The organism is Paraburkholderia sp. SIMBA_027 (assembly GCF_046535315.1).
Lineage (GTDB): Bacteria > Pseudomonadota > Gammaproteobacteria > Burkholderiales > Burkholderiaceae > Paraburkholderia > Paraburkholderia tropica.
This window is the reverse complement of record NZ_JAWRWY010000006.1, coordinates 1-24399: the sequence shown is the minus strand read 5'-3', so window position 1 is coordinate 24399 and position 24399 is coordinate 1. Positions and strand designations below refer to the sequence as shown.

At 65.6% G+C, this 24399-nt stretch carries 22 protein-coding genes; 8 read left to right on the top strand and 14 right to left on the bottom strand.

The window, feature by feature from the left end; translation table 11 throughout:
* Positions 1 to 10 precede the first annotated feature (10 nt).
* The gene (locus SB764_RS12710; protein WP_065062198.1) at positions 11 to 1870 is read right to left on the bottom strand and encodes a tetratricopeptide repeat protein; all 1860 of its coding nucleotides are present in this window, start codon (positions 1868 to 1870) and stop codon (positions 11 to 13) included.
* 176 nt (positions 1871 to 2046) lie between these two features.
* Here SB764_RS12710 and mutM point away from each other — a divergent pair, with 176 nt between their 5' ends.
* Positions 2047 to 2877: a bifunctional DNA-formamidopyrimidine glycosylase/DNA-(apurinic or apyrimidinic site) lyase gene (mutM, locus tag SB764_RS12705; protein ID WP_410863714.1), complete on the top strand. Its 831-nt coding sequence runs from the start codon at positions 2047 to 2049 to the stop codon at positions 2875 to 2877.
* A 15-nt stretch (positions 2878 to 2892) separates the two neighbouring features.
* Positions 2893 to 4026 (top strand): A/G-specific adenine glycosylase, encoded by a 1134-nt coding sequence (gene mutY / locus SB764_RS12700; RefSeq protein ID WP_321903991.1) that lies wholly within the window; start codon positions 2893 to 2895, stop codon positions 4024 to 4026.
* A 30-nt stretch (positions 4027 to 4056) separates the two neighbouring features.
* Here the strand turns inward: mutY and SB764_RS12695 are convergent, their stop codons facing one another.
* From SB764_RS12695 to kdsD, 11 genes are all read right to left on the bottom strand, one after another.
* Positions 4057 to 4692, bottom strand: coding sequence for an LON peptidase substrate-binding domain-containing protein (locus tag SB764_RS12695; protein ID WP_110325383.1), 636 nt, complete (start codon positions 4690 to 4692; stop codon positions 4057 to 4059).
* Between the two features lie 40 nt (positions 4693 to 4732).
* Positions 4733 to 5626 carry an RNase adapter RapZ gene (rapZ, locus tag SB764_RS12690; protein ID WP_065062204.1) on the bottom strand — a complete coding sequence of 298 codons (894 nt, stop codon included), beginning with the start codon at positions 5624 to 5626 and terminating at the stop codon, positions 4733 to 4735.
* A 209-nt stretch (positions 5627 to 5835) separates the two neighbouring features.
* The gene (gene hprK, locus SB764_RS12685) at positions 5836 to 6804 is read right to left on the bottom strand and encodes an HPr(Ser) kinase/phosphatase (protein ID WP_027795920.1); all 969 of its coding nucleotides are present in this window, start codon (positions 6802 to 6804) and stop codon (positions 5836 to 5838) included.
* A gap of 142 nt (positions 6805 to 6946) precedes the next feature.
* Positions 6947 to 7402 (bottom strand): PTS IIA-like nitrogen regulatory protein PtsN, encoded by a 456-nt coding sequence (gene ptsN / locus SB764_RS12680; protein ID WP_027815677.1) that lies wholly within the window; start codon positions 7400 to 7402, stop codon positions 6947 to 6949.
* 408 nt (positions 7403 to 7810) lie between these two features.
* A complete protein-coding gene (gene hpf / locus SB764_RS12675) occupies positions 7811 to 8167 on the bottom strand; it encodes a ribosome hibernation-promoting factor, HPF/YfiA family (RefSeq protein WP_065062206.1) in 357 nt (118 codons plus the stop codon).
* Positions 8168 to 8341: 174 nt separating this feature from the next.
* Positions 8342 to 9859, bottom strand: coding sequence for an RNA polymerase factor sigma-54 (locus SB764_RS12670; protein WP_065062208.1), 1518 nt, complete (start codon positions 9857 to 9859; stop codon positions 8342 to 8344).
* 403 nt (positions 9860 to 10262) lie between these two features.
* Positions 10263 to 11030 (bottom strand): LPS export ABC transporter ATP-binding protein, encoded by a 768-nt coding sequence (gene lptB, locus SB764_RS12665; RefSeq protein WP_110325612.1) that lies wholly within the window; start codon positions 11028 to 11030, stop codon positions 10263 to 10265.
* 23 nt (positions 11031 to 11053) lie between these two features.
* Positions 11054 to 11746: a lipopolysaccharide transport periplasmic protein LptA gene (lptA, locus tag SB764_RS12660; protein WP_074981486.1), complete on the bottom strand. Its 693-nt coding sequence runs from the start codon at positions 11744 to 11746 to the stop codon at positions 11054 to 11056.
* A gap of 31 nt (positions 11747 to 11777) precedes the next feature.
* The gene (lptC, locus tag SB764_RS12655) at positions 11778 to 12377 is read right to left on the bottom strand and encodes an LPS export ABC transporter periplasmic protein LptC (protein WP_065062214.1); all 600 of its coding nucleotides are present in this window, start codon (positions 12375 to 12377) and stop codon (positions 11778 to 11780) included.
* On the bottom strand, positions 12374 to 12940 hold the full coding sequence (locus tag SB764_RS12650; RefSeq protein ID WP_410863711.1) for a KdsC family phosphatase: 567 nt from the start codon (positions 12938 to 12940) through the stop codon (positions 12374 to 12376). Before SB764_RS12650 ends, lptC begins: the two co-directional genes overlap by 4 nt.
* Positions 12940 to 13926: an arabinose 5-phosphate isomerase KdsD gene (gene kdsD, locus SB764_RS12645; RefSeq protein WP_065062218.1), complete on the bottom strand. Its 987-nt coding sequence runs from the start codon at positions 13924 to 13926 to the stop codon at positions 12940 to 12942. Before kdsD ends, SB764_RS12650 begins: the two co-directional genes overlap by 1 nt.
* Positions 13927 to 14159: 233 nt before the next feature.
* Between kdsD and SB764_RS12640 the strand changes: the two genes are divergently transcribed.
* The 5 genes from SB764_RS12640 to purU all read left to right on the top strand — a co-directional run bounded on the left by SB764_RS12640 (position 14160) and on the right by purU (position 19454).
* Entirely contained in the window at positions 14160 to 16175 is a 2016-nt protein-coding gene (locus SB764_RS12640) for a monovalent cation:proton antiporter family protein (protein WP_110325387.1), read from the top strand.
* Positions 16176 to 16373: 198 nt separating this feature from the next.
* Positions 16374 to 16946, top strand: a complete 573-nt coding sequence (locus SB764_RS12635) for an adenine phosphoribosyltransferase (protein WP_110325389.1) — start codon at positions 16374 to 16376, stop codon at positions 16944 to 16946.
* 36 nt (positions 16947 to 16982) lie between these two features.
* A complete protein-coding gene (locus tag SB764_RS12630) occupies positions 16983 to 17597 on the top strand; it encodes a LysE family translocator (protein ID WP_410863708.1) in 615 nt (204 codons plus the stop codon).
* A gap of 56 nt (positions 17598 to 17653) precedes the next feature.
* Positions 17654 to 18514 carry an NUDIX hydrolase gene (locus SB764_RS12625; protein WP_065062226.1) on the top strand — a complete coding sequence of 287 codons (861 nt, stop codon included), beginning with the start codon at positions 17654 to 17656 and terminating at the stop codon, positions 18512 to 18514.
* Positions 18515 to 18584: 70 nt separating this feature from the next.
* On the top strand, positions 18585 to 19454 hold the full coding sequence (purU, locus tag SB764_RS12620; protein ID WP_065062228.1) for a formyltetrahydrofolate deformylase: 870 nt from the start codon (positions 18585 to 18587) through the stop codon (positions 19452 to 19454).
* A 103-nt stretch (positions 19455 to 19557) separates the two neighbouring features.
* On the opposite strand, the gene SB764_RS12615 is transcribed toward purU, so the two are convergent.
* Positions 19558 to 20667: an AI-2E family transporter gene (locus tag SB764_RS12615; protein WP_065062230.1), complete on the bottom strand. Its 1110-nt coding sequence runs from the start codon at positions 20665 to 20667 to the stop codon at positions 19558 to 19560.
* Between the two features lie 155 nt (positions 20668 to 20822).
* Positions 20823 to 23723 carry an excinuclease ABC subunit UvrA gene (uvrA, locus tag SB764_RS12610; RefSeq protein WP_065062232.1) on the bottom strand — a complete coding sequence of 967 codons (2901 nt, stop codon included), beginning with the start codon at positions 23721 to 23723 and terminating at the stop codon, positions 20823 to 20825.
* 254 nt (positions 23724 to 23977) lie between these two features.
* Between uvrA and SB764_RS12605 the strand changes: the two genes are divergently transcribed.
* On the top strand, positions 23978 to 24399 hold a 422-nt coding region (locus SB764_RS12605), incomplete at its 3' end, for an MFS transporter (RefSeq protein ID WP_410863705.1).

Below are 24399 nucleotides of genomic sequence, written 5' to 3'. Positions count from 1 at the left end.
GAATCGGCCATCAGAGATCGTTGACCTGGAGGCGCTGGAGCGTCTTCAGGAGCGTGTCGTTGTCGGGTTCGAGCTTGCGGGCTTCGCGCCAGGCCTGACGTGCGCCGTCCTGGTCGCCGTTCTTCCACAGCACTTCACCCAGATGCGCGCCGATTTCGGCGTTCGGCTGCATGCTGTAAGCCTTGCGCAGCAGCTTGATGGCGTCGGCGTTGTCGCCCATGCGGTACTTGACCCAGCCCACGCTGTCCATGATGAACGCGTCGTCGGGGGCGAGCGCCGAAGCCTTCTCGACCAGACGGTCGGCTTCCGGCAGGCGCTGGTTACGGTCGGCGAGCGAATAGCCGAGCGCGTTGTAGGCCTGCGGATTGTCGGGCTGCGTCTTGATCAGCTTGCGCAACTGCGCTTCCATGACTTCGTAGTGACCGTTCTTTTCGGCGGCCATCGCGTAGTCGTAGGTGAGATCGGGGTCGTCAGGGAAGTCGGCGGTGGCCTTCGCGAGGCGCGCTTCGGCTTCCGGATAACGCTTCGCGTCGAACAGGATCGAGGCGTCCGTGCGGGCGATCAGCGACTGGTCGCGCGGATCGTCGCTCTGGATGCCCGCGAGCAGGCGTCGCGCGTCGTCGACCTTGCCCTGCTTGTCGAGCAGTTGCGCGCGCATCACCTGCGCCGGCACGTATTGCTGGCTGGTCGGGCCGATCTTGTTCAGCCAGGCATCGGCGCCCGCGTCGTCCTTCTGTTCAGCCGACAATTGCGCGAGGTAGATGTAGGCCTGGCCCGGGTCGCCGCCCGTGACCTTTTCGGCCGCCTGCGCGTACTGAACCAGATACTTCTTCGCGTCGTCGTACTTCTTCTGCTGCACGTCGATGAGCGCGAGCGCCATCATCGGCATCAGGTCGTCCGGCTTGGACTTGTGCAGGATTTCAAACTGCTTCTGCGCGTCGTCGAGACGGTTGGCCGCGAGGTAGGTCTGTGCGAGCGCAAGGTGGCCGTCGCGCGACTTCGGATTCTGCTTGACGTACTGCTCGATGGCCGCAATGCCTTCGGCGCGCTCCTCCGGGCCCATTTGCACGAGCATCAGCGCGGCGGGCAGGTAGTCGCTCTTCTTCGCGAGCGCCTGTTCGAACGACTTGCGTGCGCCGGGCACGTCGTCGGCGAGCAGTTGCTGACGGCCAATGGCGAGTTGCGCTTCGGGGCGGTCCATGTCGTTGACGAGCAGCGCCTTGAGCACGTCGAGACCGCCGGAGCGGTTCGGGCCGCGCGAAAGCAGCAGTTGCAGCGAGAGGATGGCCGGGCCGCGGCTGTCGGCCGGCACGCGGGCCAGCTCGCGCGCGAGCAGCGGCTGCGCGTCGGCGGGCTTGCCGGCGAGCACGAGCAGCGAGGCGTCGAGTTGCGCGGCGCGCTCCGAGTCGGGCGCGTATTGCTGCCAGAGCTGCACGGCGGTGAGCGCGTCGGTCGGGCTTTGCGCCGCGAGCGCGATTTCCGTTGCACGCTGCGCCATGCGCGGATCGTGCGTATCGCGTGCGAGCGCAAGATACGTCTGATAGGCGGGCGCGGGCTGGTCGCGCTGGAGCGCGATTTCAGCGGCGAGCACCTGGAAGGTGATCTGGCTCGTGAGCGGAATCGCGGGCAGATCCTTCTTTTCGTCCGCCGTCGCGGGGCCGAACGCGTCCGGCATGGTCACGGAAGTGTCGTCCGTGTCGGGGGACGGATCCTGCGCGTACGCGCTCGACGTGCTCAGCGCCCAGGCTGCGAGCACGGCGGCGCCGATCAGTTTCCGGGGGCCGAACGCGCGGAGTTCGAACGTTTTGCGCAGACGCGGCGCCGCGTGGGGCAGGCGCTTCGCAAACAGCTTTACGAAAGACAGTTCCATGGAATTCCGTCGAATGTTTCGGTCGATTGTAACGCGCTGGCTACAATACGCGCACGACGATGACGCAAGTTGCAGACCAGCCCCGCGCGGTCGCCGGGCCTGGCGACCATGCTGCGTCGCGCTGTGCACCGCGCTGTCCGCCATTTTCCCAGCCCAACCTCACAAACTGATTAAAGATGCCAGAGTTGCCAGAAGTTGAAGTGACCCGCCGTGGCATCGAGCCGTGGGTCGCGGGCCGTCGCGTGGAGCGTGTCGACGTGCGCAACGGCTCGCTGCGCTGGCCTGTGCCGGCCTCGCTTGCGCGCATACTGCGCGGTCGCACGGTCCGTTCAGTTGGACGACGCGGCAAATATCTGCTGTTCGAGGTCGAAGACGGCTGGTTCATCGTGCATCTTGGCATGGCCGGCACCCTGCGCGTGTTACGTAATCTTCCGAAGCCGCCGGTTGCGGAAAAGCACGATCACATCGACTGGCTGTTCGACGACTTCACCTTGCGTTTTCGCGATCCGCGCCGCTTTGGCGCCGTGCTCTGGCACGCGCGCGAGGACGGCGACGTGCTCGGCCATCCGCTGCTCGCGAACCTCGGCATCGAGCCATTCACGCCCGCCTTCGACGGCGCGTTGCTGTTTCGCGAGACGCGCGGGCGCAAGGTGTCGGTGAAGCAGGCGCTGCTGGCCGGTGACATCGTCGTGGGCGTGGGCAATATCTACGCGTCGGAAAGTCTCTTTCGCGCCGGTATCCGGCCGACCACGGCCGCCGGACGCGTCTCGCTCGCGCGCTACGAACTGCTCGCCGACGCCGTGCGCGCCGTGCTCGCCTCGGCCATCGAAAAAGGCGGCAGCACCTTGCGCGACTTCGTCGGCAGCAATGGCGAAAGCGGCTATTTCCAGCTCGAATACTTCGTTTACGACCGCGCGGGCCAGCCCTGCCGTGTGTGCGGCACGCCGATCAAACAGATCGTGCAAGGCCAGCGGTCGACCTATTTCTGTCCGCGCTGTCAGCGCTGATCCGTCAGTCCGTTCATGTATCTCAAGACCTCCGCAAAGCCCGCGCCCGACGCGCTGCAATCCACTTATTCCGCCGAACTGCTCGCGAGCTTCGCGCCGCGCCTGGTCGCGTGGCAGCGCGAACACGGCCGTCACGACCTGCCGTGGCAGAACACGCGCGACCCGTACCGCATCTGGCTCTCGGAAATCATGCTGCAGCAGACGCAGGTTTCCACCGTGATTCCGTACTACGCGCGCTTTCTCGATCGCTTTCCGACGGTCGAGGCGCTCGCCGCCGCGCCCGCCGACGACGTGATGGCGCTGTGGGCCGGGCTCGGCTACTACACGCGCGCGCGCAATCTGCATCGCTGCGCGCAGGTGGTCGCCGAGAGCCATGGCGGACAATTTCCGTCGACGGTCGAAGGACTCGCGGAGCTGCCCGGCATCGGCCGCTCGACCGCCGCCGCGATCGCCTCGTTCGCGTTCGGCGCGCGCGCGACGATTCTCGACGGCAACGTGAAGCGCGTGCTCGCGCGCGTGTTCGGCGTGGAAGGCTTTCCGGGCGAGAAGCGCGTGGAAAACGCGATGTGGACGCTCGCCGAATCGCTCGTGCCGGGCGCCGACGCCACCGACGCCGACGTGAGCGCCTACACGCAAGGTCTGATGGATCTGGGCGCGACGCTCTGCACGCGCGGCAAGCCCGACTGCGAGCGCTGCCCGTTCGCCTCCGATTGCGTGGCGAAGACGACGAACCGGCAACGCCAGTTGCCCGCCTCGCGGCCGAAAAAGGCGGTGCCCACGCGTCAGACGTGGATGCTGATCCTGCTCGACGGCGACGCGGTGATGCTGGAAAAGCGTCCGCCTTCGGGCATCTGGGGCGGCCTGTGGAGCCTGCCCGAAGCCGCCGACGAAGCCGCGCTGGCCGCGCGCGCCGACGGATATGGCGCGCAGGGCGCGAAGGCGTCGGCGCTCGCGTCGCTCCAACACACTTTCACGCATTTCAAGCTCGACATCGAGCCGCGCGTCGTTGAACTCGACGCGCGCAAGGGCGGTGCGCTCGTCGCGCAGGATGGGGAAACGGCGTGGGTCGCGCTGCGCGAGATCGACGCCTATGGCATGCCCGCGCCGGTGCGCAAGCTGCTCGACGGATTGCGCGGTTCGCTGATCTAACCCGGAAACGCCGCGCGGATCACTGCGGCATCAGAGCAACTGATGCTGCTGCATGTAGTGATGCACGACGTCGATGCGCGCGCTGGCGTCGTCCAGTTCCATCAGCTTCTGGCGCGCGCGCAGGGCGATCGGCAGCACTTCGGCGAGACGGTTCGAGACCCAGGACGGATCGTCGAAACGGAACGGCTCGGCGAACGGCACGCTCGACGGATCGCGTTCGCGGAGGGTCGCGATGATGCGCTCCAGCACTTCCGCGCATGCGCCAAAACGCGCGAGATGATCGGAGCCTTCGAGCGGGATGTCTTCGGGCAGCAGTTCGGCCATGCCGACGAGCAGGCCGTCGGGCTGCACGCGGTGCGAGAGCAGGCGAAAACGCTGCGTGCCGTGCGCGCGGATCAGCAGCATGCCGAAGGTTTCCACATCGCATTGCTCGATGCGCGCGAGACAGCCCACGGCTTCGGGCACGGCGGTTTCGTCGGGTTGCGCGACCTCGCCGCCGCTTTTCAGCAGACACACGCCGAACGGCGATTCCTCGCGCAGACATTCGCGCGCCATGTCCAGATAACGCGCTTCGAAGATCTTCAGCGGCAGCAAGCCGCCGGGGAACAGCACCGTATGCAGCGGAAAGAGCGGCAAATCGGCAAGCACGGCAGGAGTCGAGGGCATGGCGCAACGCTTTCGGTAAAAGGCCGCGCGATGCGGCCGGTCAGGCGATCAGGCGGGACGACTCTCCGACGTCGAGAGGCGCATCGCGATGACGCACGATCACGTTCGACTCGCCGGCGAAGCGCGTGGCGAGCGTCTGGGCAATAAAGACCGAACGATGCTGGCCGCCCGTGCAGCCGATCGCAATGGTCAGGTAACTGCGGTTGTCGTTACGGAAATGCGGCAGCCATTTCGCGACGAACGCCCCGATGTCGGCGATCATTTCGTGGACGGCCGGTTGCGCCTTCAGAAAGTCGATCACGGGCTGATCGAGGCCGGTAAGCGGCCGCAGGCGCGCGTCGTAATGCGGATTCGGCAGCGTGCGCACGTCGAACACGAAGTCCGCGTCGAGCGGCACGCCGCGCTTGAAGCCGAACGATTCGAAGGTGAGCATCAGCGAGCCGCGTTCGCCTTCGACGAACACCTTCACCCACTGGCGCAGCGAATTTGCGCTGAGATTGCTGGTGTCGACCTGATGACCGAATTCCGCGAGATTCGCGACGAGTTCGCGCTCGTGCTCGATGGCTTCTTCGAGCGACTTGAGCATGCCGACGTTGGCGTCGTGCGCGACCGAACCCGAGAGCGGATGACGGCGGCGCGTTTCGGAAAAGCGCTGGATGAGCGACTGCGTGCTGGCGTTCAGAAACAGCACGCGCACGTCGTGACGGCGCGCGAGGTCGCGGATCATCTCCGGCATGTCGTCGAACGACGAACTCGAGCGCGCGTCGATGGCCACCGCGAGACGCTCGTAGCCGTCTTCGGACAGATATTGCGCGAGTTGCGGCAGAAAGCGCGGAGGCAGATTGTCCACGCAGAAGTAGCCGACGTCTTCGAGCGCATTGAGCGCCACCGACTTGCCGGAACCCGAGATGCCGGTGATCAGGATGATACGCATGGGAGTGGAGATGGACCCGATTGGGTCATCATAGCATCCGATCCGTGCGACTGTTATGACGCTTCCGGCCGCGCGCGGCCTTGCTGGTGGCGCGTGACGGGCGCCAGGCAGCGCGGCGTGGGACGAGAAGGACGAGGAGAGACGAAGACGGCGGGCGCATTGCGGCAGCGTGCCGCAACGCGCGTCAAAGCAGGATCAGACCCGCGGGATCAGATCAGCTTGCCGGGAAACTGGCTGTCCGGATCCTGCATGGCGAGACGCTGGCGATCCATGAAGTCGCGCAGCGTGTCGATGCCGCGCAGTTGCAGGATCGTGTTGCGCACGGCGGCCTCCACCAGCACGGCGAGGTTGCGGCCCGCGGCCACCTGAATCGTCACCTTGCTGATCGGCAGGCCGAGCACGTCGACCGTTTGGCTTTCCAGCGGCAGGCGCTGGAATTCGCCGTCCGGGCGTCGCACGAGCTGGACGATCAGCTTGAGCTTCATCTTCCGGCGCACGGCCGTTTCGCCGAAGATCGTCTTGATGTCGAGCAGGCCCAGGCCGCGCACTTCGAGCAGGTTTTGCAGCAGCGGCGGGCAGCGGCCTTCGACGAAATCGGGGCCGAGGCGCACGAAATCGACGGCGTCGTCGGCCACGAGGCCATGACCGCGGCTGATCAGCTCCAGGCCCAGTTCGCTCTTGCCGAGACCCGAGTCGCCGGTGAGCAGCACGCCCATGCCGAGAATGTCGAGGAACACGCCGTGCAGCGTCGCGCGCGGCGCGAGGATGCGCGACATGTAGAGGCGCAGGCTGTCGATGACGGTGGCCGCCGACATCGGCGTGGTGAACAGCGGCGTGGAGGAGCGCGTGCAGCGCAGCACCAGTTCGGGCGGCGCGGTCATGCCGTCGGCGACGACGAGAAACGGCGGTTCGAGTGCGATCAGCTCGGCCATGTGGCGCGAGCGGTCTTCGTCGGTCTGGCGCTGGTAGTAGTGGATTTCGGCGTCGCCGAGCACCTGGATGCGGTTCGGGTGGATCAGGTTCAGGTGGCCGACGAGGTCGGCGCTCGCCGTGGCCGTGGCCACCGTCTCGGCCGAAAAGCCGCGTTCCCAGCCTTCGTGCCCCGTCAGCCAGCTGAGTTTCAGCGTGGTGGCGTTGTCGTCGAAGATGCTTTGGGCGTTGATGCTGGAAGTGTCCATGAGTCGCTGACTCCGCGAAGACTCGCTTAACTGGTCGCTCTAACCGCGCGCTCTAAAACTGTTGGCTCGCTGCCTGCACGAGATTCGCGCCGTGGCGCACGCTCGCCGCCTCAACGGGCGGCGCAGGGCGCGCCCTGCCGCTTCAAGGTTGCCACTGGGTGAGCAGGCGATGCAACGTCTCGCGATCTTCTTCCGTGTGCAGCCGCTCGCGCGTTTCGCGATCCGACAACAGTTGGGCGATCTCGGAGAGGATTTCAAGATGCTGCTGCGTGGCCTGTTCGGGCACGAGCAGGAAGATGAGGAGCGAAACGGGCTGGCCGTCGGGCGCTTCGAACGCAATGGGCTCCGCCAGGCGCACGAAAGCGGCGAGCGGCTGCTTCAGGCCCTTGATGCGGCCGTGCGGAATGGCCACGCCTTCACCGAGACCGGTGGAGCCGAGGCGTTCGCGCGCGAACAGATTGTCGGTCACCGTGCTGCGCGCAATGCCGTTCTGGTTTTCGAAAATCAGCCCAGCTTGTTCGAAGACGCGTTTCTTGCTGGTAACGGACAGGCCGACGACGACGTTCTCGATGGGAAGAATTTTGGCTAAACGATTCATGTTGGCAGGCGAAAACGTGGCCTGAATGCTCCTCACCCCGGCAGTCGGCGCGGAGTTCGCGCATGGCTGAATCGGTAAAAACAGCCTGAAGCCGGGACCGTGAGACGTGTTACCCCGAAAGTGACTGGACCATTATAGAGCAAGCATAGTGGCCGATGGTGCGATGCACCGGGCATGATTGCAACCATTGTTGCATGGTTGCACCCGGGAACACCGTTCGATGCCGGACACGTCTCGTACTGCTCTCTTGCTGCTCTCGTCATGGCCGCATGAAAAAAGCCGCCCGGGTGGGGCGGCTTTGTTCGTGTGCTGCATTGACTTCCGGCGCGCTGGCCGCGAAGGCCGGGGGAAGTGAATCAGTGTCGAATCAACGTCGCAAATTCTCAAACCCCACGCGCGCCAGGCGCGTCACTGCGGAGGAATCTCGATGGGCGCCGCGGGCTGATGCTTGAGCGCCTCGTGAGCATGGCCTTGCACGCGATCCTTGTGTCGCACGACCTGGCGATCGAGCTTGTCGACCACGAGATCGATGGCGGCATACATGTCGCCATTGCAGCTCTCAACGAAGATGTCCTTGCCTTTCAGATGAAGGTTCACTTCCACCTTCTGTCTCTTGTCCTTTTCCTTGTGGTTGTCGACCGAGAGGACCACATTGCCATCGATGACCTGATCGAAATGTCTTAGCACCCTGTCCAGTTTGGTGATCACGTATTCTCGCAACGCTGGCGTTACTTCGAGATGGTGTCCACTGATCTTCAGATTCATAGTGCTTCTCCAGGCTGATGGCCGCGTGACGCGTGAAGCGCGGCTGTGCCGGTCGACTGACTGCCTGTGTGCGGCTCCCCGAAAGGCCTGCTACGACGGGCTAGCTCGGCCGGCCCTGTCCGCCAACTGGCGTTGCGGCCGGAAAACGCCCACTCCGTAAAAGCCGGAATGAGCCTAAAGAGACTTGCGCAGATTGACCGCCGGAATCTTCAGTGCTTCGCGATATTTCGCGACGGTGCGTCGCGCGACGACGAAGCCCTGTTCCGCCAGCAGTTCGGCTATGCGGCTGTCCGAAAGAGGGGATTTGGTGTTCTCGGCTCCTATGAGTTGCTTGATGAGCGCGCGGATGGCGGTGGACGATGCGGCGCCCCCCGTATCCGTCGATACATGCGATCCGAAGAAGTACTTAAATTCAAGTGTCCCGAACGGAGTCAGCATGTATTTACCGGTTGTCACACGCGAGACAGTTGATTCGTGTAGGCCCAGCGTATCAGCAATCTCCCTCAAAACCAAGGGGCGCATGGCGATTTCGCCGTGCACGAAAAAGTTCTTCTGGCGTTCGACGATCGCCTGCGCCACGCGCAGGATGGTCTCGAAGCGCTGCTGGATATTCTTGATGAGCCAGCGCGCTTCCTGCAGCTGTTGACGCAGCGAGCCGCTGCCCGGATCGCCGCGGTTATTGCGCAGAATATTCGCGTACAGGTGGTTGATGCGCAGCTTCGGCACCACGTCCGGATTGAGTTCGGCGTGCCAGTTCTGGCCCGCCTTCTTCACGATGATGTCCGGCACCACATAGTCGGCTTCGGCCTTGCCGTACGCCGCACCCGGGAACGGCTCTAGCGAACGGATCAGCGCATGGGCATCGCGCAGCTCGTCGTCGCCGGTCTTCAGTTGCTTGCGCAAGCGCGTGAAGTCGCGCGCGGCCAGCAGTTCCAGATGATTCGACACGATCTCGAGTGCAAGCGTGCGCACCGGCGACGATGTGACGCGCAGCAATTGCAGCTTCAGACACTCCGAAGCGGAACGTGCGCCTACGCCGGCGGGATCGAAGCTGTGCAGCAGTGCCAGCGCCGCGTTGAGTTCGTCGGCGTCGACTTCGAGTTCTTCGGGAATATCGGCAAGAATTTCCTCGCCCGTGGCGGACAGGTAGCCGTCTTCGTCGAGCGATTCGATCAGGAACGTGATGAGCGCGCGGTCGCGCGGGCTCGCGTTCGTTTCACGCAGCTGCGCCATCAGATGGTCGCGCAGCGTGGTGGTGGATTCGTGGATTTGCAGCGGCGGCAGGTCGTCGTCGTCGGAGGCGCTGCCCGAGCGGCCGTAGTCGTCGAGGTTCCATTGGCTTGAGTCGCCGTTGGCGTCGCCGCCGAGTCCTTCGTATTCGTCGACGCCGCGCGGTTCGCCGTCGCTGCTATCGCTGTCGCTCGACGAGGAGGACGAGCCGTTGCTCGCGCCCTGCATCGGTTCCGCGTTGGAAGAAGCCGGCGGCTGGGCGATGAGCGACCCGTCGGCGGCCACGCGCAAGGGGCTCGCGATCCAGTCGTCGTCGTTCTCGAGCAGCGGATTCTGCGAGATCGCGGTGGCGACTTCCTGCTGCAGTTCGAGCGTTGACAGCTGCAGCAGCCGGATGGACTGTTGCAGTTGCGGAGTCAGCGCAAGATGCTGCGAGAGGCGGAGTTGGAGGCTGGCTTTCATGGCGGTGTGCGATTCATTGTAAAGAGTTTGCCACGCTCGCGATACCACACGACATCCGCGAAAACGCGCGTGCCCTGCACTGGTGCAACGGCATCTCGCGGGCGGAATTTAGTGCGCAAACAGCGGTTCGCGCACGCGTGCGGCGTGCATCGCGCACCCGGCCTCGGGGCGCGCGTCGCTCGCGATTGCGCGGGCAAGCACAACGGAACATCACGGAAAGTCCGGACGGAAAATCCAGGAAAACTCGGGAAAAACTCAGGGGAAAGCAGGCGCCGGCGCGGCGTTTGCCCGCAGCGGCGTGCGGGCGCTCCGGCAGGCGCGCCGCGCGGACGCTGCGTGAATCGAGCGCGAACGAAGCGCGGCGGTGAAGCACCCGCGCGCGTGCGGCGCGCGGGTGCGGAGATTACATTCGGAAGTGTTCGCCGAGGTAGACGCGGCGAACGCTTTCGTTTTCGATGATGTCACCGGGCGCGCCGGAGGCGAGCACGGTGCCGTCGCTGATGATGTACGCGTGGTCGCAGATGCCGAGCGTCTCGCGCACGTTGTGGTCCGTGATCAGCACGCCGATGTTGCGCTGCTTCAGGAACTTCACGATCTTCTGGATTTCGAGCACGGCGATCGGGTCGACGCCCGCGAACGGTTCGTCGAGCAGAATGAAGCTCGGATCGGTCGCCAGCGCGCGCGCGATTTCCACGCGGCGGCGTTCGCCGCCCGACAGCGACAGCGCCGGATTCTCGCGCAGGTGCGCGATCTGGAGTTCGTCGAGCAGCGCTTCGGCGCGCTGCGTGATCACGTCCTTGCTCAGACGCTTGCCGTTCTCGTCGTGTTGCAGCTCCAGCACCGCGCGGATGTTCTCCTCGACGGTGAGCTTGCGGAACACCGAGGCTTCCTGCGGCAAATACGAGAGGCCCAGCGCCGCGCGCTTGTGGATCGGCAGCAGACTGATGGACTGGCCGTCGAGGTCGATTTCGCCCGCGTCGAGCGGCACGAGGCCGACGATCATGTAGAACGACGTGGTCTTGCCCGCGCCGTTCGGACCGAGCAGGCCGACCACTTCGCCGCTCTTCACGTCGAGCGACACGTCTTTCACGACCGTGCGCGAGCCGTAGCGCTTCTTGAGGTTGCGCACGACGAGCGAGCTCGTCTTGCCCGCGGACGGACGCTGATGGATGGGGGAGTCGGTGGTGGCGGCGTTCACTGTTGCGGCGCTCCCTGAATCTTCGTGGCCGGCGCGAGCGTGGCCGAGGCGCCGGTGAGCGGCTGCGCGCCGCCGTTGCGCGGCGCCAGCATGGCGCGCACGCGGCCCTTCGGATTGCCCGGGCCCGCGACGTCGGAACCCGACTTCGCCGTGTAGAAGTCGTTCTGGCCGTCGTACGTGATGACGCTGCCGTGGACCTGATCCATCACCGTGGACAGACCTTGCAGACGGCGCACCGTCGCGCGCGTGGTGAGCGTGGTCAGGTCCTGCTTGCCGTCGTAGTCGATACGCTCCGCCGTGCCTTCGACGTATTCGTCGATGCCTTCGCGCTTCTGGCGGAAGTACGCGAGGTTGGCGTCGGGCGTGCCCGGCGCGACCGTGCCGGTGGCGTACTGATAGCCCTGCGGATCCTGGGTGACGACGAGCTTGTCGGACTTGATCAGGATCGTGCCCTTGGTGGCGACCACGTGACCCGTGAAGATGGTCTGCTGCTTGAGGTCGTCATACGTCATGTTGTCCGCTTCGATGTTGAGCGGCTTGTCCTTGTCGGCGCGCTCGGCATGGGCGGCGGGGGCGAAACCGGCGAACGGCAGCGCCGCGGCCAGCGCGGTCAGCGCCGCGAGCGCGGCACGGCGCCAGCGCGCGCTGCGCAGGCTGCCGGACAAGGAAGGGGGAAGCGAATCGTTCATGCAATCGTGCCTTGCGTGGACGGCCCGGGGATCAGGACGCGCCGCCGGAGTCAGCCGGGGCGATCGCGCCACGGACGTTGCCGAAGAGCTGGATGACCCGGGTGACATTGTTGTAGTTCATGCCGTTGGTGGCCGTCATGACCGACAGGCCGCGACGAAGTTTAACCGGCTTTTCGGTCAGGATCACATCGTCGTTCACGAGCACGCGGAAATGTTCGGAATCCGCCTGCATCTCGGGATCGCCGACGCCCGCCGCGCGGAGAATGCGCGCCTCGTCGTACAGATCGACGATCGAGGCGTCGCCGTTGACCGTGCCGCGCAGGCCCGTGGCCGTGACCACCGGCTTGCCGGGCTGGAACGCGCGCACCGCCGGCATCGTGAGGTCGCTGTAGGCGTTGTCCTCGTAATGAACCATGTGCGTGGCCGTGAGGCGATACTGCGTCGCGCCCGACTGGTCGAGCTCGGACACCGAAAGCTGGTCGGCGAAGTAATCCGGCGTGTGCGTGAGCGGACGCGGCGCGGCCTCGTTCTCGTGCGGCTTGACCGCCTGGAAAAGCCACCAGGTGAAGCCTGCGAGAAACGCCACGCAGACGATCGGGATCAGCGACGTGAGCCGGAACTTCTGGTTCATCGCGGCTCCGTGCCCGCTTCGGAGTGCGCCGAGCAGGCGGCCGCGAGCAGGGCGTCGTAATGGCCTTGCGCGCGCAGGATCAGGTCGGTGACTTCACGCACGGCGCCGTGGCCGCCGGTCTTGTCGGTGACCCAGTGGGCGCGCGCGAGCACGTCGGTGTGCGCGTTGGCCGGCGCGGCGCAGAAGCCCACCTGCAGCATGACCGCGAGATCGGGCCAGTCGTCGCCCATGTAGCCGCACTGCTCGGGCGCGAGGCCGGTTTCGGCGAGCAGTTGCTTGAACGCGACGCGCTTGTCTTCCACGCCCTGATACAGATGCGTAATGCGCAGTTCCTTCGCGCGCACGGCGACGATCTCGGACTTGCGCCCGGTGATGATGGCCGTGTCGATGCCGGCTTCGCGCAGCAGCTTGGCGCCGTGGCCGTCGAGCGAGTTGAAGCCCTTCATGGTGTCGCCCGCGCCGGTAAAGAGCAGGCTGCCGTCGGTGAGCACACCGTCGACGTCGAAAATCATCAGACGCACGCGCGCGGCACGCGCAGTCGCATCGAGTTCGGGTACCGCCATCAGATCACCTTCTTGGAGAAAAGGTCGTGCATATTGAGTGCGCCGATGAGCTCGCCTTCGGCGCCGACCACCAGCATCTGATTGATGCGATGGCGCTCCATCAGTTCCACGGCTTCCACGGCCAGCTGGTCGGGGCCGATGGTGCGCGGGCCCTTCGTCATGACCTGGGTGATCGGCAGATCGCGGAAGTCGCCCACACGTTCTAGCACGCGGCGCAGATCGCCGTCGGTGAAGATGCCGCTCACGCGGTTCTGCGGGTCGACGATCGCCGTCATGCCCATGCGCTTGGCGGTGAGCTGGAACAGCGCGTCGCGGACCGTGGCCGTGTCGGGCACCGTCGGCACTTCGTCGCCGGTGCGCATCACATCGCGCACGTAGGTCAGCAGGCGGCGGCCGAGCGCGCCGCCCGGGTGCGAGCGCGCGAAGTCGTCGGCGCCGAAGCCGCGTGCGTCGAGCACGGCGACCGCGAGTGCGTCGGAGAGCGCGAGCGCCGCCGTGGTGCTGGCGGTGGGCGCGAGGTTCAGCGGACAGGCTTCCTTTTCGACGCCGGCGTCCAGATGGACGTCCGAGAGCTGGCCGAGCGTGGACTTCGGACGATTGCCGGTGATGCCGATCAGCTTGGCGCCGATGCGCTTCACGAGCGGCAGGATCGCCACGAGTTCCTCGGATTCGCCGGAATTCGACAGACCGATGAAGACGTCGTCGGCGGTGACCATGCCGAGGTCGCCGTGGCTCGCTTCGGCGGGATGCACGAAGAAGGCCGGCGTGCCCGTGGAGGCCAGCGTGGCCGCGAGCTTGCGCGCAATATGGCCCGATTTGCCGATGCCGGAAACGACCACGCGGCCGCGGCAGGAGAGGATGAGATCGACCGCGCCGACGAAGTTGTCGTCGAGCCGGTCGCGAAGCCCGCGCACGGCGTCAGCTTCGATGTCGAGCACGTCGCGAGCGAGCTTCAGCGCCCGGTCGCCATTGATTTTCGCTATCATCCGGGGAGTATAGCAAAGGCGTATGCGCGCCGCGCCTGCACCCCAGCGCGCGACGGCCCGCGCGCCGGGCGCGCCCAGACCACGCGCCTGCCGCCACGGCTTCTCCCGGCCGTCTCTCGCAGCACTTCCCAATTCGCATCGTTTGCGCCGATCATGGACCCGACCGGCGCGGGCGAAAATTTGCATCGCCGGCCACGCCCGAGAATGACTTCAGAACGAGGACGCTTCGCACGATGATTTCACCGCTGGAAATGACGTTGTTCCTGCTGCTCGCCTCGGTGGTCGGCGTCGTGCTGTTCCGTTACCTGAACCTGCCGCCGATGCTCGGCTACCTCTCGGTCGGCATTCTGGTCGGCCCGCGCGCGTTCGGCATCGTGCCGAACACGGAGGGCGCGCAGAATCTGGCCGAATTCGGCGTCGTGTTCCTGATGTTCTCGATCGGGCTGGAGTTTTCGCTGACCAAGCTGCGCGCGATGCGGCGCGCCGTGTTCGGGCTCGGGCTCTCGCAGGTGCTCGGCACGATCGTGGTCGCGCTGCTGGTCGGGCTCGCGCTCGACCCGTGGGTGCACATCACGTGGCAGGCCTGCGTGGCGCTGGGCGGCGCGCTCGCCATGTCGTCGACGGCCATCGTCAGCAAGATGCTGGCGGAGCGGCTGGAGATCGAGTCGGAGCATGGCCGCAACATTCTCGGCGTGCTGCTGTTCCAGGATCTGGCCGTGGTGCCGCTGCTGATCGTGATCGCGGCGTTCGGCGGCTCGTCGAAGTCGCTGATCGAGTCGCTCGGCATGGCGGCGATCAAGATCGTGCTGGCGCTCGGCATTCTGCTGTTCGTCGGCCAGAAGTTCATGACGCGCTGGTTCAACGTGGTGGCACGGCGGCGTTCGCAGGAGCTGTTCGTGCTGAACGTGCTGCTCGTCACGCTGGGCGCGGCGTTCGTCACCGACAAATTCGGCCTCTCGCTCGCGCTCGGCGCGTTCATCGCGGGCATGCTGATCGCCGAAACGCCGTACAAACATCAGGTGGAAGAGGACATCAAGCCGTTTCGCGACGTGCTGCTCGGCCTCTTCTTCATCACCACGGGCATGCTGCTGAACCCGCACGTGATCATCCAGCATCCGTTGATGGTGGGCGCGTTCCTGATCGCGCCGCTCGTGCTCAAGGCGGTGATGATCACGGCGCTCACGCGTCTGTTCGGCGCGTCGCCGGGCGTGGCGATGCGCACGGGCCTCGGTCTCGCGCAGGCGGGCGAATTCGGCTTCGTGCTGCTCAACCTCATTCTGGACAAGCATCTCGTCGATCCCACGCTGCTCCAGGCGATCCTCGCGGCGATGCTGCTGTCGATGCTCGCCGCGCCGTTCCTGATCCAGAACGCCGATCGCATCGTGCTGCGGCTGTCGTCGACGGAATGGATGCAGCAGTCGCTGATGATGACCCGCATCGCCACGCAAAGCCTCAAGCAGAGCGGTCACGTGATCATCTGCGGTTACGGCCGCGCCGGGCAGAATCTGGCGCGCATGCTGGAAAACGAAGGCCTTTCGTACGTCGCGCTCGACCTCGATCCGGACCGCGTGGCGGCCGCGGCGGCGGCGGGCGAGTCGGTGGTGTTTGGCGATGCGGCGCGGCGCGAGTCGCTGGTCGCGGCGGGCATCCATCGCGCGGCGGCGGTGGCCGTGACCTATGCGAACACGCAGTCGGCGTTTCGCGTGCTGCATCACATCCACGAACTGGAGCCGACGCTGCCCACCATCGTGCGCACGGTCGACGACGCCGATCTCGAACGCCTGCTCGCGGCGGGCGCGACCGAGGTGATTCCGGAGATCGTCGAAGGCAGCCTGATGCTGGCCTCGCACATGCTGGTGCTGATGGGCGTGCCGATGCGGCGCGTCGTGCGCCGCGTGGAAGAACTGCGCGACGCGCGCTACAGCCTGCTGCGCGGCTACTTCCACGGCACCGACGACGCGGGCGAGGACGGTCACGAGCAGGTGCGGCTACAATCCGTACCGGTCGACGCGCGCGCCGATGCCGTGGGCCGCACGCTCGCCGATCTGGGCCTGTTCGACCTCGGCGTGGAAGTGACCGCGATCCGCCGACACGGCATTCGCGGCGTGGAGCCCGATCCCTCGACGAAGCTGCGCGAAGCCGACATCGTCGTGCTGCGCGGTCTGCCCGAGCAGTTGGCCCAGGCCGAGGAACGGCTCTCGCGGCACCGCAAGCCGGGCGCCGCCGGCGCGGGCGCGGCGGCGGCCTGATTCGGCTCGTCTCGGCTCATCTGGGCTCGTCGGGGCTCGACACGAAAACCGCGAAACTTCGCCGCCAGTCGGCGAGTCGCACCGCGCGGCCTCGCCGATCGCGGAGACATCGCACGGGGTCGCGCCCCGTTTTAATTGTTTATCCGCTTGTTTATCCGAATTACCTGCTCTTTATTCTTGCTACTGCCCGGAGAAATCATGTCCAACGCACCTGCGAACTCGAACGCGAGCACCGAAGCCGCGCAGTTCGTCAACAGTCTGATCCGCACGGTGCCCGACTGGCCTCAGCCGGGAGTGCAATTCCGCGATATCACGCCGCTGATCGGCCATCCGAAGGGCCTGCGCGTGCTGATCGACCTGTTCGTGGAGCGTTACGTAGACGCGAAGCTCGACTACGTGGCGGGCCTCGACGCGCGCGGCTTCATCATCGGCCCGATCGTCGCGTATGAACTGAATGTGGGCTTCATTCCGGTGCGCAAGATTGGCAAGCTGCCGTACAAGACCGTGTCGCAAACCTACAAGCTCGAATACGGCGAGTCGACCGTCGAAGTGCACGAAGACGCCTGCAAGCCGGGCGACCGCGTGGTGATCGTCGACGATCTGATCGCCACGGGCGGCACCATGCTCGCGGGCAAGATGCTGCTCGAGCGTCTCGGCGCGACGGTGGTGGAGGGCGCGGCGATCATCGATCTCCCGGACCTCGGCGGCTCGAAGCTGCTGACCGAATCGGGCCTGCCGCTTTTCACCGTGACGTCCTTCGGCGGCCACTGACCGCTCAAGACCGCCGACAACCTCGCCGACACGCTCATGCCCAACTTCGCGCTATTCCTCGCGACCTCGATCGCGATCACCTTCGCGCCCGGCCCCGACAACCTGCAAGTGCTCGCACGCGGCATCTCGCAGGGGCGCATGGCCGGCTTCGTGTCCGCGCTCGGCTTCGCGGCGGGCGTGACGTTCCACACGACGCTCGCCGCGCTCGGCATTGCCGCGCTGTTGCGTTCGTCGCCGCTCGCGTTCCAGATCCTCAAGCTCGCGGGCGCCGCGTATCTGATCTGGATCGGCATCAAGGCGCTGCGCAGCCAGGGACTGGCGGCGGCGGGCGACCGTCCGCGCCAGCCGCTCGCGACGATCTTCCGCCAGAGCGTGATCGGCAACATCATGAACCCGAAGGTCACGCTGTTCTTCGTGGTGTTCCTGCCGCAGTTCGTCGACGTGCACGGCGCGCAGAGCGTGACGCTGCAGATGCTCGAACTCGGCGTGCTGTTCATGGCGCAGACCGTGGTCGTGTTCTCGGTGTTCGGCGTGTGCGCGGGGGCGCTCGGCAGCTGGCTCAAGCGTCGGCCGCGCGCGGGCGTGTGGCTCGACCGCCTGGCCGGCCTGACCTTCATCGCCATCGGCATGCGCATCGTGCTGCGCGACTGACGCGCACCGCTTCATATCGACGCCGCACATCGACACCGACGCCCGGAGCCCCCGAGATGACCTTGCCCTGCATTACCGACGCGCGCCGCTTCGATGTGAACGCGCATCTGCCGTTTCATTTCGGCGACGAGCGCGTGGGCTGGATTCGCGCGGCCGATGTCGCGCTGCTCGCGCGCTGGCCCGACGTCTTCGAGATCGACGGCGACGCCGACACCGCGCGCGTGACGCTCGCCGCCGAATTCGACAGCGTGACGGCGCGCAGCGCGGCGCTGGGCGCGGTGATCGGCGCACTCGCCGCCGAAGGCCGCATTCCGGGCTGGCGCGACGAAACCTATGCGATCCGCAACGCCTTCGACGCGCCGCCGCTCGCCTACATCGAGCGCGCGGCCTCGCGCTTCTTCGGCACGATGACGTACGCGGTGCATCTGAACGGCGTCGTAGAATATGCGGGTTCCGCGGCGCCGCAGCTCTGGATCGCGCGCCGCAGCGACACCAAGGCGACCGATCCGGGCATGCTCGACAACGTGGTCGCGGGCGGCATCGGCTGGGGTCTCGGCGTCGAGGCCACGCTGCAGAAAGAGTGCTGGGAAGAGGCGGGCATCGCCGCCGAACTGGCCGCGTGCGCCACGCCGGGGCGCACCGTGCACGTGTTGCAGTCGCTGCCCGAAGGCACCCAGGCCGAGCAGATCTTCGTCTACGATCTCGCGCTGCCCGAAGATTTCGTGCCGCACAATCAGGACGGCGAGGTCGGCGAGCATCGTCTTGCGCGCATCGACGAAACCGCGCGCTGGATCGAGGAAGGTCAGATGACGGTGGACGCGAGTCTCGCGACGCTCGATCTGCTGCTGCGCCGCCAATGGATTGACGAGGACGCGTGCGAGGGTATCGCCGCGATCTTCGAGCCACCGACGCTGTGAAAGGGCGTGGGTTTTTTCAGCAACTGAAGCCCTTTTGAAACACCAGGAATCGATGGGAGTCACCAAGGTCATGTCGACCGATCACAGCTTTATTCTCAAACTGTCCTGCGCCGACCGTCCGGGCATCGTGCATGCCGTGTCGGGTTTTCTGTTCGAGCGCGGCAGCAACATTCTCGACTCGGCCCAGTTCGGCGACAGCCACACGGGCGAGTTCTTCATGCGCGTGCATTTCCAGCAGGTGGGCGGCGACCCTGGCCTCGACGGCCTGCGCGACGCGTTCGCGCCGCTGGCGGACGAGTTCGGCATGCGCTGGGAGCTGCATGACGCGAACGTGAAGCCGCGCGTCGTGCTGATGGTGTCGAAGATCGGTCACTGCCTGAACGACCTGCTGTTCCGCTATCGCACCGGCCAGCTGCCGATCGAGATCCCCGCGATCATCTCGAACCACAAGGACTTCTACCAGCTGGCGGCGAGCTACAACATTCCGTTCCATCACTTCCCGCTGCTCGGCGGCACGGCAGCCGACAAGGCCGCGCAGGAAGCGCGCGTGCTCGAAGTGGTGAACCGCGAAGGCGCGGATCTCGTGGTGCTCGCGCGCTACATGCAGATCCTTTCGCCGGAGCTGTGCGAGGCGCTCAAGGGCCGCGCGATCAACATCCACCATTCGTTCCTGCCGAGCTTCAAGGGCGCGAAGCCGTACTACCAGGCGTTCGACCGCGGCGTGAAGCTGATCGGCGCGACGGCGCACTATGTGACGTCCGATCTCGACGAAGGCCCGATCATCGAGCAGGAAGTCGAGCGCGTGGACCACAACATGACGCCGGAGCAACTCACGGCGATCGGCCGCGACGTCGAATGCGTGACGCTCGCGCGCGCGGTGAAGTGGCATGTGGAGCACCGCATTCTGCTGAACGGGCATAAGACGGTGGTGTTCCGTTAAGCGCGTTTTGAGCGTGCGATCGCTTCGGCGATGATGTGAAAATGGCCCCGGAAGGGGCCATTTTTTATGCTGCGCGGTAAGCCCGCGCCTCAAACCCCGCGCCTCAAACCAGCCGCAGATAAATCAGCTCGCGCTTGATATACGCGTAGAAAATCGGCGCGGCGATCACGCCCTGAATGCCGAACGCGGCTTCCATCACGAGCATCGCCACGAGCAGTTCCCACGTGCGCGCCTCGATCTGGCCGCCCACGATGCGCGCGTTCAGGAAGTATTCGAGCTTGTGGATCACGATCAGGAACACCAGCGCCGTGACCGCCGCGGGCAGGCTCACGGTGAGCGCGATGGCCACGATCAGCGTGTTCGAAATCAGATTGCCGATCACCGGCAGCAGGCCCACCACGAACGTCACCACCACGAGCATCTTCGCGAGCGGCAGCGGCGCATGGAAAACCGGCAGCACGAGCAGCAGGAACAGGCCCGTGAACACCGTGTTGATGGCCGAAATCTTCACCTGCGCGAACACGATGCGGCGGAACGCGTCGGCGAAACGCGAGACGCGCGCGACGAACGCCGTCGAAAGCGGCAGCCGCGTGGCGTTCTTCTGCGCGCCGATCGCAATGATCGCGCCGATGATCATACCGATCACGATATGCCCCAGAATGCGCGCCGCGTTCTTGCCGCCCTGGCCGAGCTGCGTGGCGTGCTCGTGCATCAGCGCGAGCGCTTTGAGCTTCATCTGCGCGACGTCCACGGGCAGATAGGCCGCGATGGATTCGGGAATGCGGCTGCGCGCCTGGTCGACGAAAGTCATCATCTGCGCCATGACTTTCTGCACGCTCGGCACGTCGTTTTCGAACTGTTCGATCACGCCAACCGTGAGCCCCGTGAGCACGCCCACGATCACGATGGACACCAGCACGACCGACAGCCAGCGCGCGCGGCTGCTCGACATGCGGCGCTCGATGAGCGGCGAAATCGTATGGACGAGCTGATAGACGAGCATGCCGGCCAGCAGCGCCCCGAGCAGATTCAGATGCAGCACCGCGAACATGCCGAGAAGCGCGGCCACATAGCTGCCGATCTCCACGGCCGAGAGTTTCGGCAGGCTCATGTCGCTCGTGAGCCTGACCGGCCGAGGGCGCAGATCGCGCACCTGCTGCTGCTTCTCGCCGGACGAGCCGGTCGCGTCGGTCGCTTCGTTGCGCTTGCCCATGTTGGTTCTTTTCCGTCTCCAGACCTCGGGAGCGCACGCGCTCCCAACCCGTTGTTACCGCAGCAATCGTGACTGCTTACTGGTGCTTGTTATCGGCCGCTCGTGGGCGGCCGCTTTTTGGTGCTCGCGCGTCTGTGATCGCTGCGGGTGAACGCTTATTGTCCCGATGCCTCGTCGAGCGCGACCGCCTTGCTGGCCCCGCGCTTGAGCAGCGGCGCGAGATAGCGGCCCGTGAAGCTCGCCTTCGACTTCGCGACCTGCTCGGGCGTCCCCTGCGCCACGATCATGCCGCCGCCCGCGCCGCCTTCCGGACCCATGTCGACGACCCAGTCGGCGGTTTTGATCACATCGAGATTATGCTCGATGATCACCACGGTATTGCCCTGATCGCGAAGCCGGTGGATCACTTCGAGCAGCAGGGCGATGTCGTGGAAGTGCAGGCCGGTGGTCGGCTCGTCGAGTATATACAGCGTCCGGCCCGTATCCCGCTTGGAAAGTTCCAGCGAAAGCTTCACGCGCTGCGCCTCGCCGCCCGAGAGCGTGGTGGCCGACTGGCCGAGGCGGATGTAGCCCAGACCCACGTCCAGCAGCGTCTTGAGCTTGCGCGCCACGACCGGCACCGCCTTGAAGAACTCGTAGGCGGTTTCCACCGTCATGTCGAGCACTTCGCTGATGTTCCGGCCCTTGTATTGGATTTCGAGCGTTTCGCGGTTGTAGCGCTTGCCGTGACAGACGTCGCAGGGCACGTAGACGTCGGGCAGGAAGTGCATTTCGACCTTCAGCACGCCGTCGCCCTGGCAGCTTTCGCAGCGCCCACCCTTCACGTTGAACGAGAAGCGGCCCGACTCGTAGCCGCGCTCCTTGGCCGCCGGCACGCCCGCGAACAGTTCGCGGATGGGCGTGAAGAGGCCCGTGTAGGTGGCCGGATTCGAACGCGGCGTGCGGCCGATCGGCGATTGATCGACGTTGATGACCTTGTCGAAATGTTCGAGCCCTTCGATCGCCTCGAACGGCGCCGGCTCGGCCGACGAACCGTACAGATGCTGCGACACCGCGTGATACAGCGTGTCGTTGATGAGCGTGGACTTGCCCGAGCCGGACACGCCCGTCACGCAGGTCAGCAGGCCGACCGGCAGATCGAGCGTCACGTGCTTGAGGTTGTTGCCGTACGCCTCGACGATGCGCAGGCGGCGCTCGTCGGGATCCTGGCGCTCGTCCGGATAGTCGATGCGGCGCGCGCCCGAGAGATACTGGCCCGTCATCGAGGCCGGATCGCGCTCCACCTGTTTGGGCGTGCCTTCGGCGATCACCATGCCGCCGTGCACGCCCGCGCCCGGCCCCATGTCGACGACGTAATCGGCCATGCGGATCATGTCCTCGTCGTGCTCCACGACGATCACCGAATTGCCGAGATCGCGCAGATGCTTGAGCGTGGAAATGAGGCGGTCGTTGTCGCGCTGGTGCAGGCCGATCGACGGTTCGTCGAGCACGTACATCACGCCCGTGAGGCCCGAGCCGATCTGCGAGGCGAGGCGGATGCGCTGCGCTTCGCCGCCCGAGAGCGTTTCGGCGCTGCGTTCGAGCGAGAGGTAATCGAGCCCGACGTTATTCAGGAACATCAGCCGCGCGACGATTTCCTTGACCACCTTGTCGGCGATCTCGCCTTTCGCGCCTTCGAGGCGCAGCGTCTGGAAGTAGCCGAGCGTGTCGCGCAGCGGCCAGCCGCTCACTTCATAGATGGCGCGCGCGTCCTCGCCCGCGCCGATGCGCACGAAGCGCGCTTCGCGGCGCAGACGCGTGCCTTCGCAGTGCGGGCAGGCCTGATTGTTCTGGTACTTGGCGAGTTCCTCGCGCACCGCGGCCGAATCGGTTTCGCGGTAGCGGCGCTCGAGGTTCGGGATGATGCCTTCGAACACGTGCTCGCGCACGGACGTGCGGCCGCGCTCGTTGATGTACGAGAACGGGATTTCCTGCTTGCCCGAGCCGTACAGCAGGATCTTGCGCACTTTCTCCGGCAGATCCTCGAAGGCGGTGTCGATGTCGAAGTCGTAGTACGCCGCGAGACTCTGCAGCATCTGGAAGTAGAACTGGTTGCGCCGGTCCCAGCCCTTCACGGCGCCCGCCGCGAGCGACAGCGACGGATGCGCGACCACGCGCTTCGGGTCGAAGAAGGTGATCTGGCCGAGGCCGTCGCACTCCGGGCACGCGCCCATCGGGTTGTTGAACGAGAAGAGGCGCGGCTCCAGCTCCGGCAGCGAGTACGAGCAGATCGGGCAGGCGAACTTCGAGCTGTAGAGATGCTCCTTGTTCGTGTCCATTTCGAGCGCGATGGCGCGGCCGTCGGCGAGACGCAGCGCCGTTTCGAACGACTCCGCGAGGCGCTGCTTCATGTCGGGGCGCACCTTGAGGCGGTCCACCACCACGTCGATGGTGTGGCGCTCGCTCTTCTTGAGCTTGGGCAGCGACTCCACTTCGTAGATCTTCGCCTCGCCCTCGTTGGCCGTGCCGCCGCCCGAGCGCACGCGAAAGCGCACGAAACCCTGGGCCTGCATGTCGTCGAAGAGTTCGGCGTGCTCGCCCTTGCGGTCCACGATCACGGGCGCGAGGATCATCAGCCGGGTCTCCTCGGGCAGCGCGAGCGCGGCGTCGACCATCTGCGAGACGCTTTGCGCCTCCAGCGGAATCTCGTGGTCGGGGCAGTACGGCGTGCCGACACGTGCGTAAAGAAGTCGCAGGTAGTCGTGGATTTCGGTGACCGTGCCGACCGTCGAGCGCGGATTGTGCGACGTGGCTTTCTGCTCGATCGAAATCGCCGGCGACAGACCCTCGATCAGATCGACGTCGGGCTTCTCCATCAACTGAAGGAACTGACGGGCGTACGCCGACAGGCTTTCCACGTAGCGGCGCTGGCCTTCTGCGTAGAGCGTGTCGAAGGCCAGCGAGGACTTGCCGGAACCGGATAGCCCGGTGATCACCACGAGCTTGTGGCGCGGCAGGTCCAGATTGACGTTCTTCAGGTTGTGGGTTCGGGCCCCACGGATACGGATCTGTTCCATGAACCTGCGGGAGAGAGGGAGGCTAAACCTGCTACTATAACGACTTTTCCAGACCGCCGTTACGGCTTGCCAACGGTCTTTGAAAGGACCTTGAAGCGTCCGCGCGAAGACTCTGCAAGCTAACCGACAGCTCTTGCAAGGCGACCCGGGCTCCGCGCTCCGGGGCCACGGTAAGTGCGCAATCAGCGCCCACTGAGTTCCACGCGGCGCGCGCATCGCCGGCGGGCAGCGGCGGCCAATCACAATACGCTCCGATGTCCTCCAACTCACCCGCTACCTCTTCACGCATGAGTGCGCCCGAGCTGCGCGCGACCGTGTCGCTTGCCGCGATCTTCGCGCTGCGCATGCTGGGCCTCTTCATGATCATGCCGGTGTTTTCGGTCTACGCGAAAACCATTCCCGGCGGCGACAACCTGCTGCTTGTCGGCATCGCCCTCGGTGCGTACGGCGTGACGCAGTCGCTCCTGTACATTTTCTACGGCTGGATCTCCGACCGCATCGGCCGCAAGCCGGTGATCGCCGCCGGCCTCGTGATCTTCGCGATCGGCAGCTTCGTGGCCGCGGGCGCGCACGACATGACGTGGATTATTGTCGGGCGGGTGATCCAGGGCATGGGCGCGGTGTCGTCGGCCGTGCTGGCCTTCATCGCCGATCTCACCAGCGAGCAGAACCGCAC

What these genes read in the sequence shown, in the direction of transcription:
- SB764_RS12710 (WP_065062198.1), bottom strand. Translation starts at nt 1,870, where the DNA reads ATGGAACTGTCTTTCGTAAAGCTGTTTGCGAAGCGCCTGCCCCACGCG.
- mutM (WP_410863714.1), top strand. Translation starts at nt 2,047, where the DNA reads ATGCCAGAGTTGCCAGAAGTTGAAGTGACCCGCCGTGGCATCGAGCCG.
- mutY (WP_321903991.1), top strand. Translation starts at nt 2,893, where the DNA reads ATGTATCTCAAGACCTCCGCAAAGCCCGCGCCCGACGCGCTGCAATCC.
- SB764_RS12695 (WP_110325383.1), bottom strand. Translation starts at nt 4,692, where the DNA reads ATGCCCTCGACTCCTGCCGTGCTTGCCGATTTGCCGCTCTTTCCGCTG.
- rapZ (WP_065062204.1), bottom strand. Translation starts at nt 5,626, where the DNA reads ATGCGTATCATCCTGATCACCGGCATCTCGGGTTCCGGCAAGTCGGTG.
- hprK (WP_027795920.1), bottom strand. Translation starts at nt 6,804, where the DNA reads ATGGACACTTCCAGCATCAACGCCCAAAGCATCTTCGACGACAACGCC.
- ptsN (WP_027815677.1), bottom strand. Translation starts at nt 7,402, where the DNA reads ATGAATCGTTTAGCCAAAATTCTTCCCATCGAGAACGTCGTCGTCGGC.
- hpf (WP_065062206.1), bottom strand. Translation starts at nt 8,167, where the DNA reads ATGAATCTGAAGATCAGTGGACACCATCTCGAAGTAACGCCAGCGTTG.
- SB764_RS12670 (WP_065062208.1), bottom strand. Translation starts at nt 9,859, where the DNA reads ATGAAAGCCAGCCTCCAACTCCGCCTCTCGCAGCATCTTGCGCTGACT.
- lptA (WP_074981486.1), bottom strand. Translation starts at nt 11,746, where the DNA reads ATGAACGATTCGCTTCCCCCTTCCTTGTCCGGCAGCCTGCGCAGCGCG.
- lptC (WP_065062214.1), bottom strand. Translation starts at nt 12,377, where the DNA reads ATGAACCAGAAGTTCCGGCTCACGTCGCTGATCCCGATCGTCTGCGTG.
- SB764_RS12650 (WP_410863711.1), bottom strand. Translation starts at nt 12,940, where the DNA reads ATGGCGGTACCCGAACTCGATGCGACTGCGCGTGCCGCGCGCGTGCGT.
- kdsD (WP_065062218.1), bottom strand. Translation starts at nt 13,926, where the DNA reads ATGATAGCGAAAATCAATGGCGACCGGGCGCTGAAGCTCGCTCGCGAC.
- SB764_RS12640 (WP_110325387.1), top strand. Translation starts at nt 14,160, where the DNA reads ATGATTTCACCGCTGGAAATGACGTTGTTCCTGCTGCTCGCCTCGGTG.
- SB764_RS12635 (WP_110325389.1), top strand. Translation starts at nt 16,374, where the DNA reads ATGTCCAACGCACCTGCGAACTCGAACGCGAGCACCGAAGCCGCGCAG.
- SB764_RS12630 (WP_410863708.1), top strand. Translation starts at nt 16,983, where the DNA reads ATGCCCAACTTCGCGCTATTCCTCGCGACCTCGATCGCGATCACCTTC.
- SB764_RS12625 (WP_065062226.1), top strand. Translation starts at nt 17,654, where the DNA reads ATGACCTTGCCCTGCATTACCGACGCGCGCCGCTTCGATGTGAACGCG.
- purU (WP_065062228.1), top strand. Translation starts at nt 18,585, where the DNA reads ATGTCGACCGATCACAGCTTTATTCTCAAACTGTCCTGCGCCGACCGT.
- SB764_RS12615 (WP_065062230.1), bottom strand. Translation starts at nt 20,667, where the DNA reads ATGGGCAAGCGCAACGAAGCGACCGACGCGACCGGCTCGTCCGGCGAG.
- uvrA (WP_065062232.1), bottom strand. Translation starts at nt 23,723, where the DNA reads ATGGAACAGATCCGTATCCGTGGGGCCCGAACCCACAACCTGAAGAAC.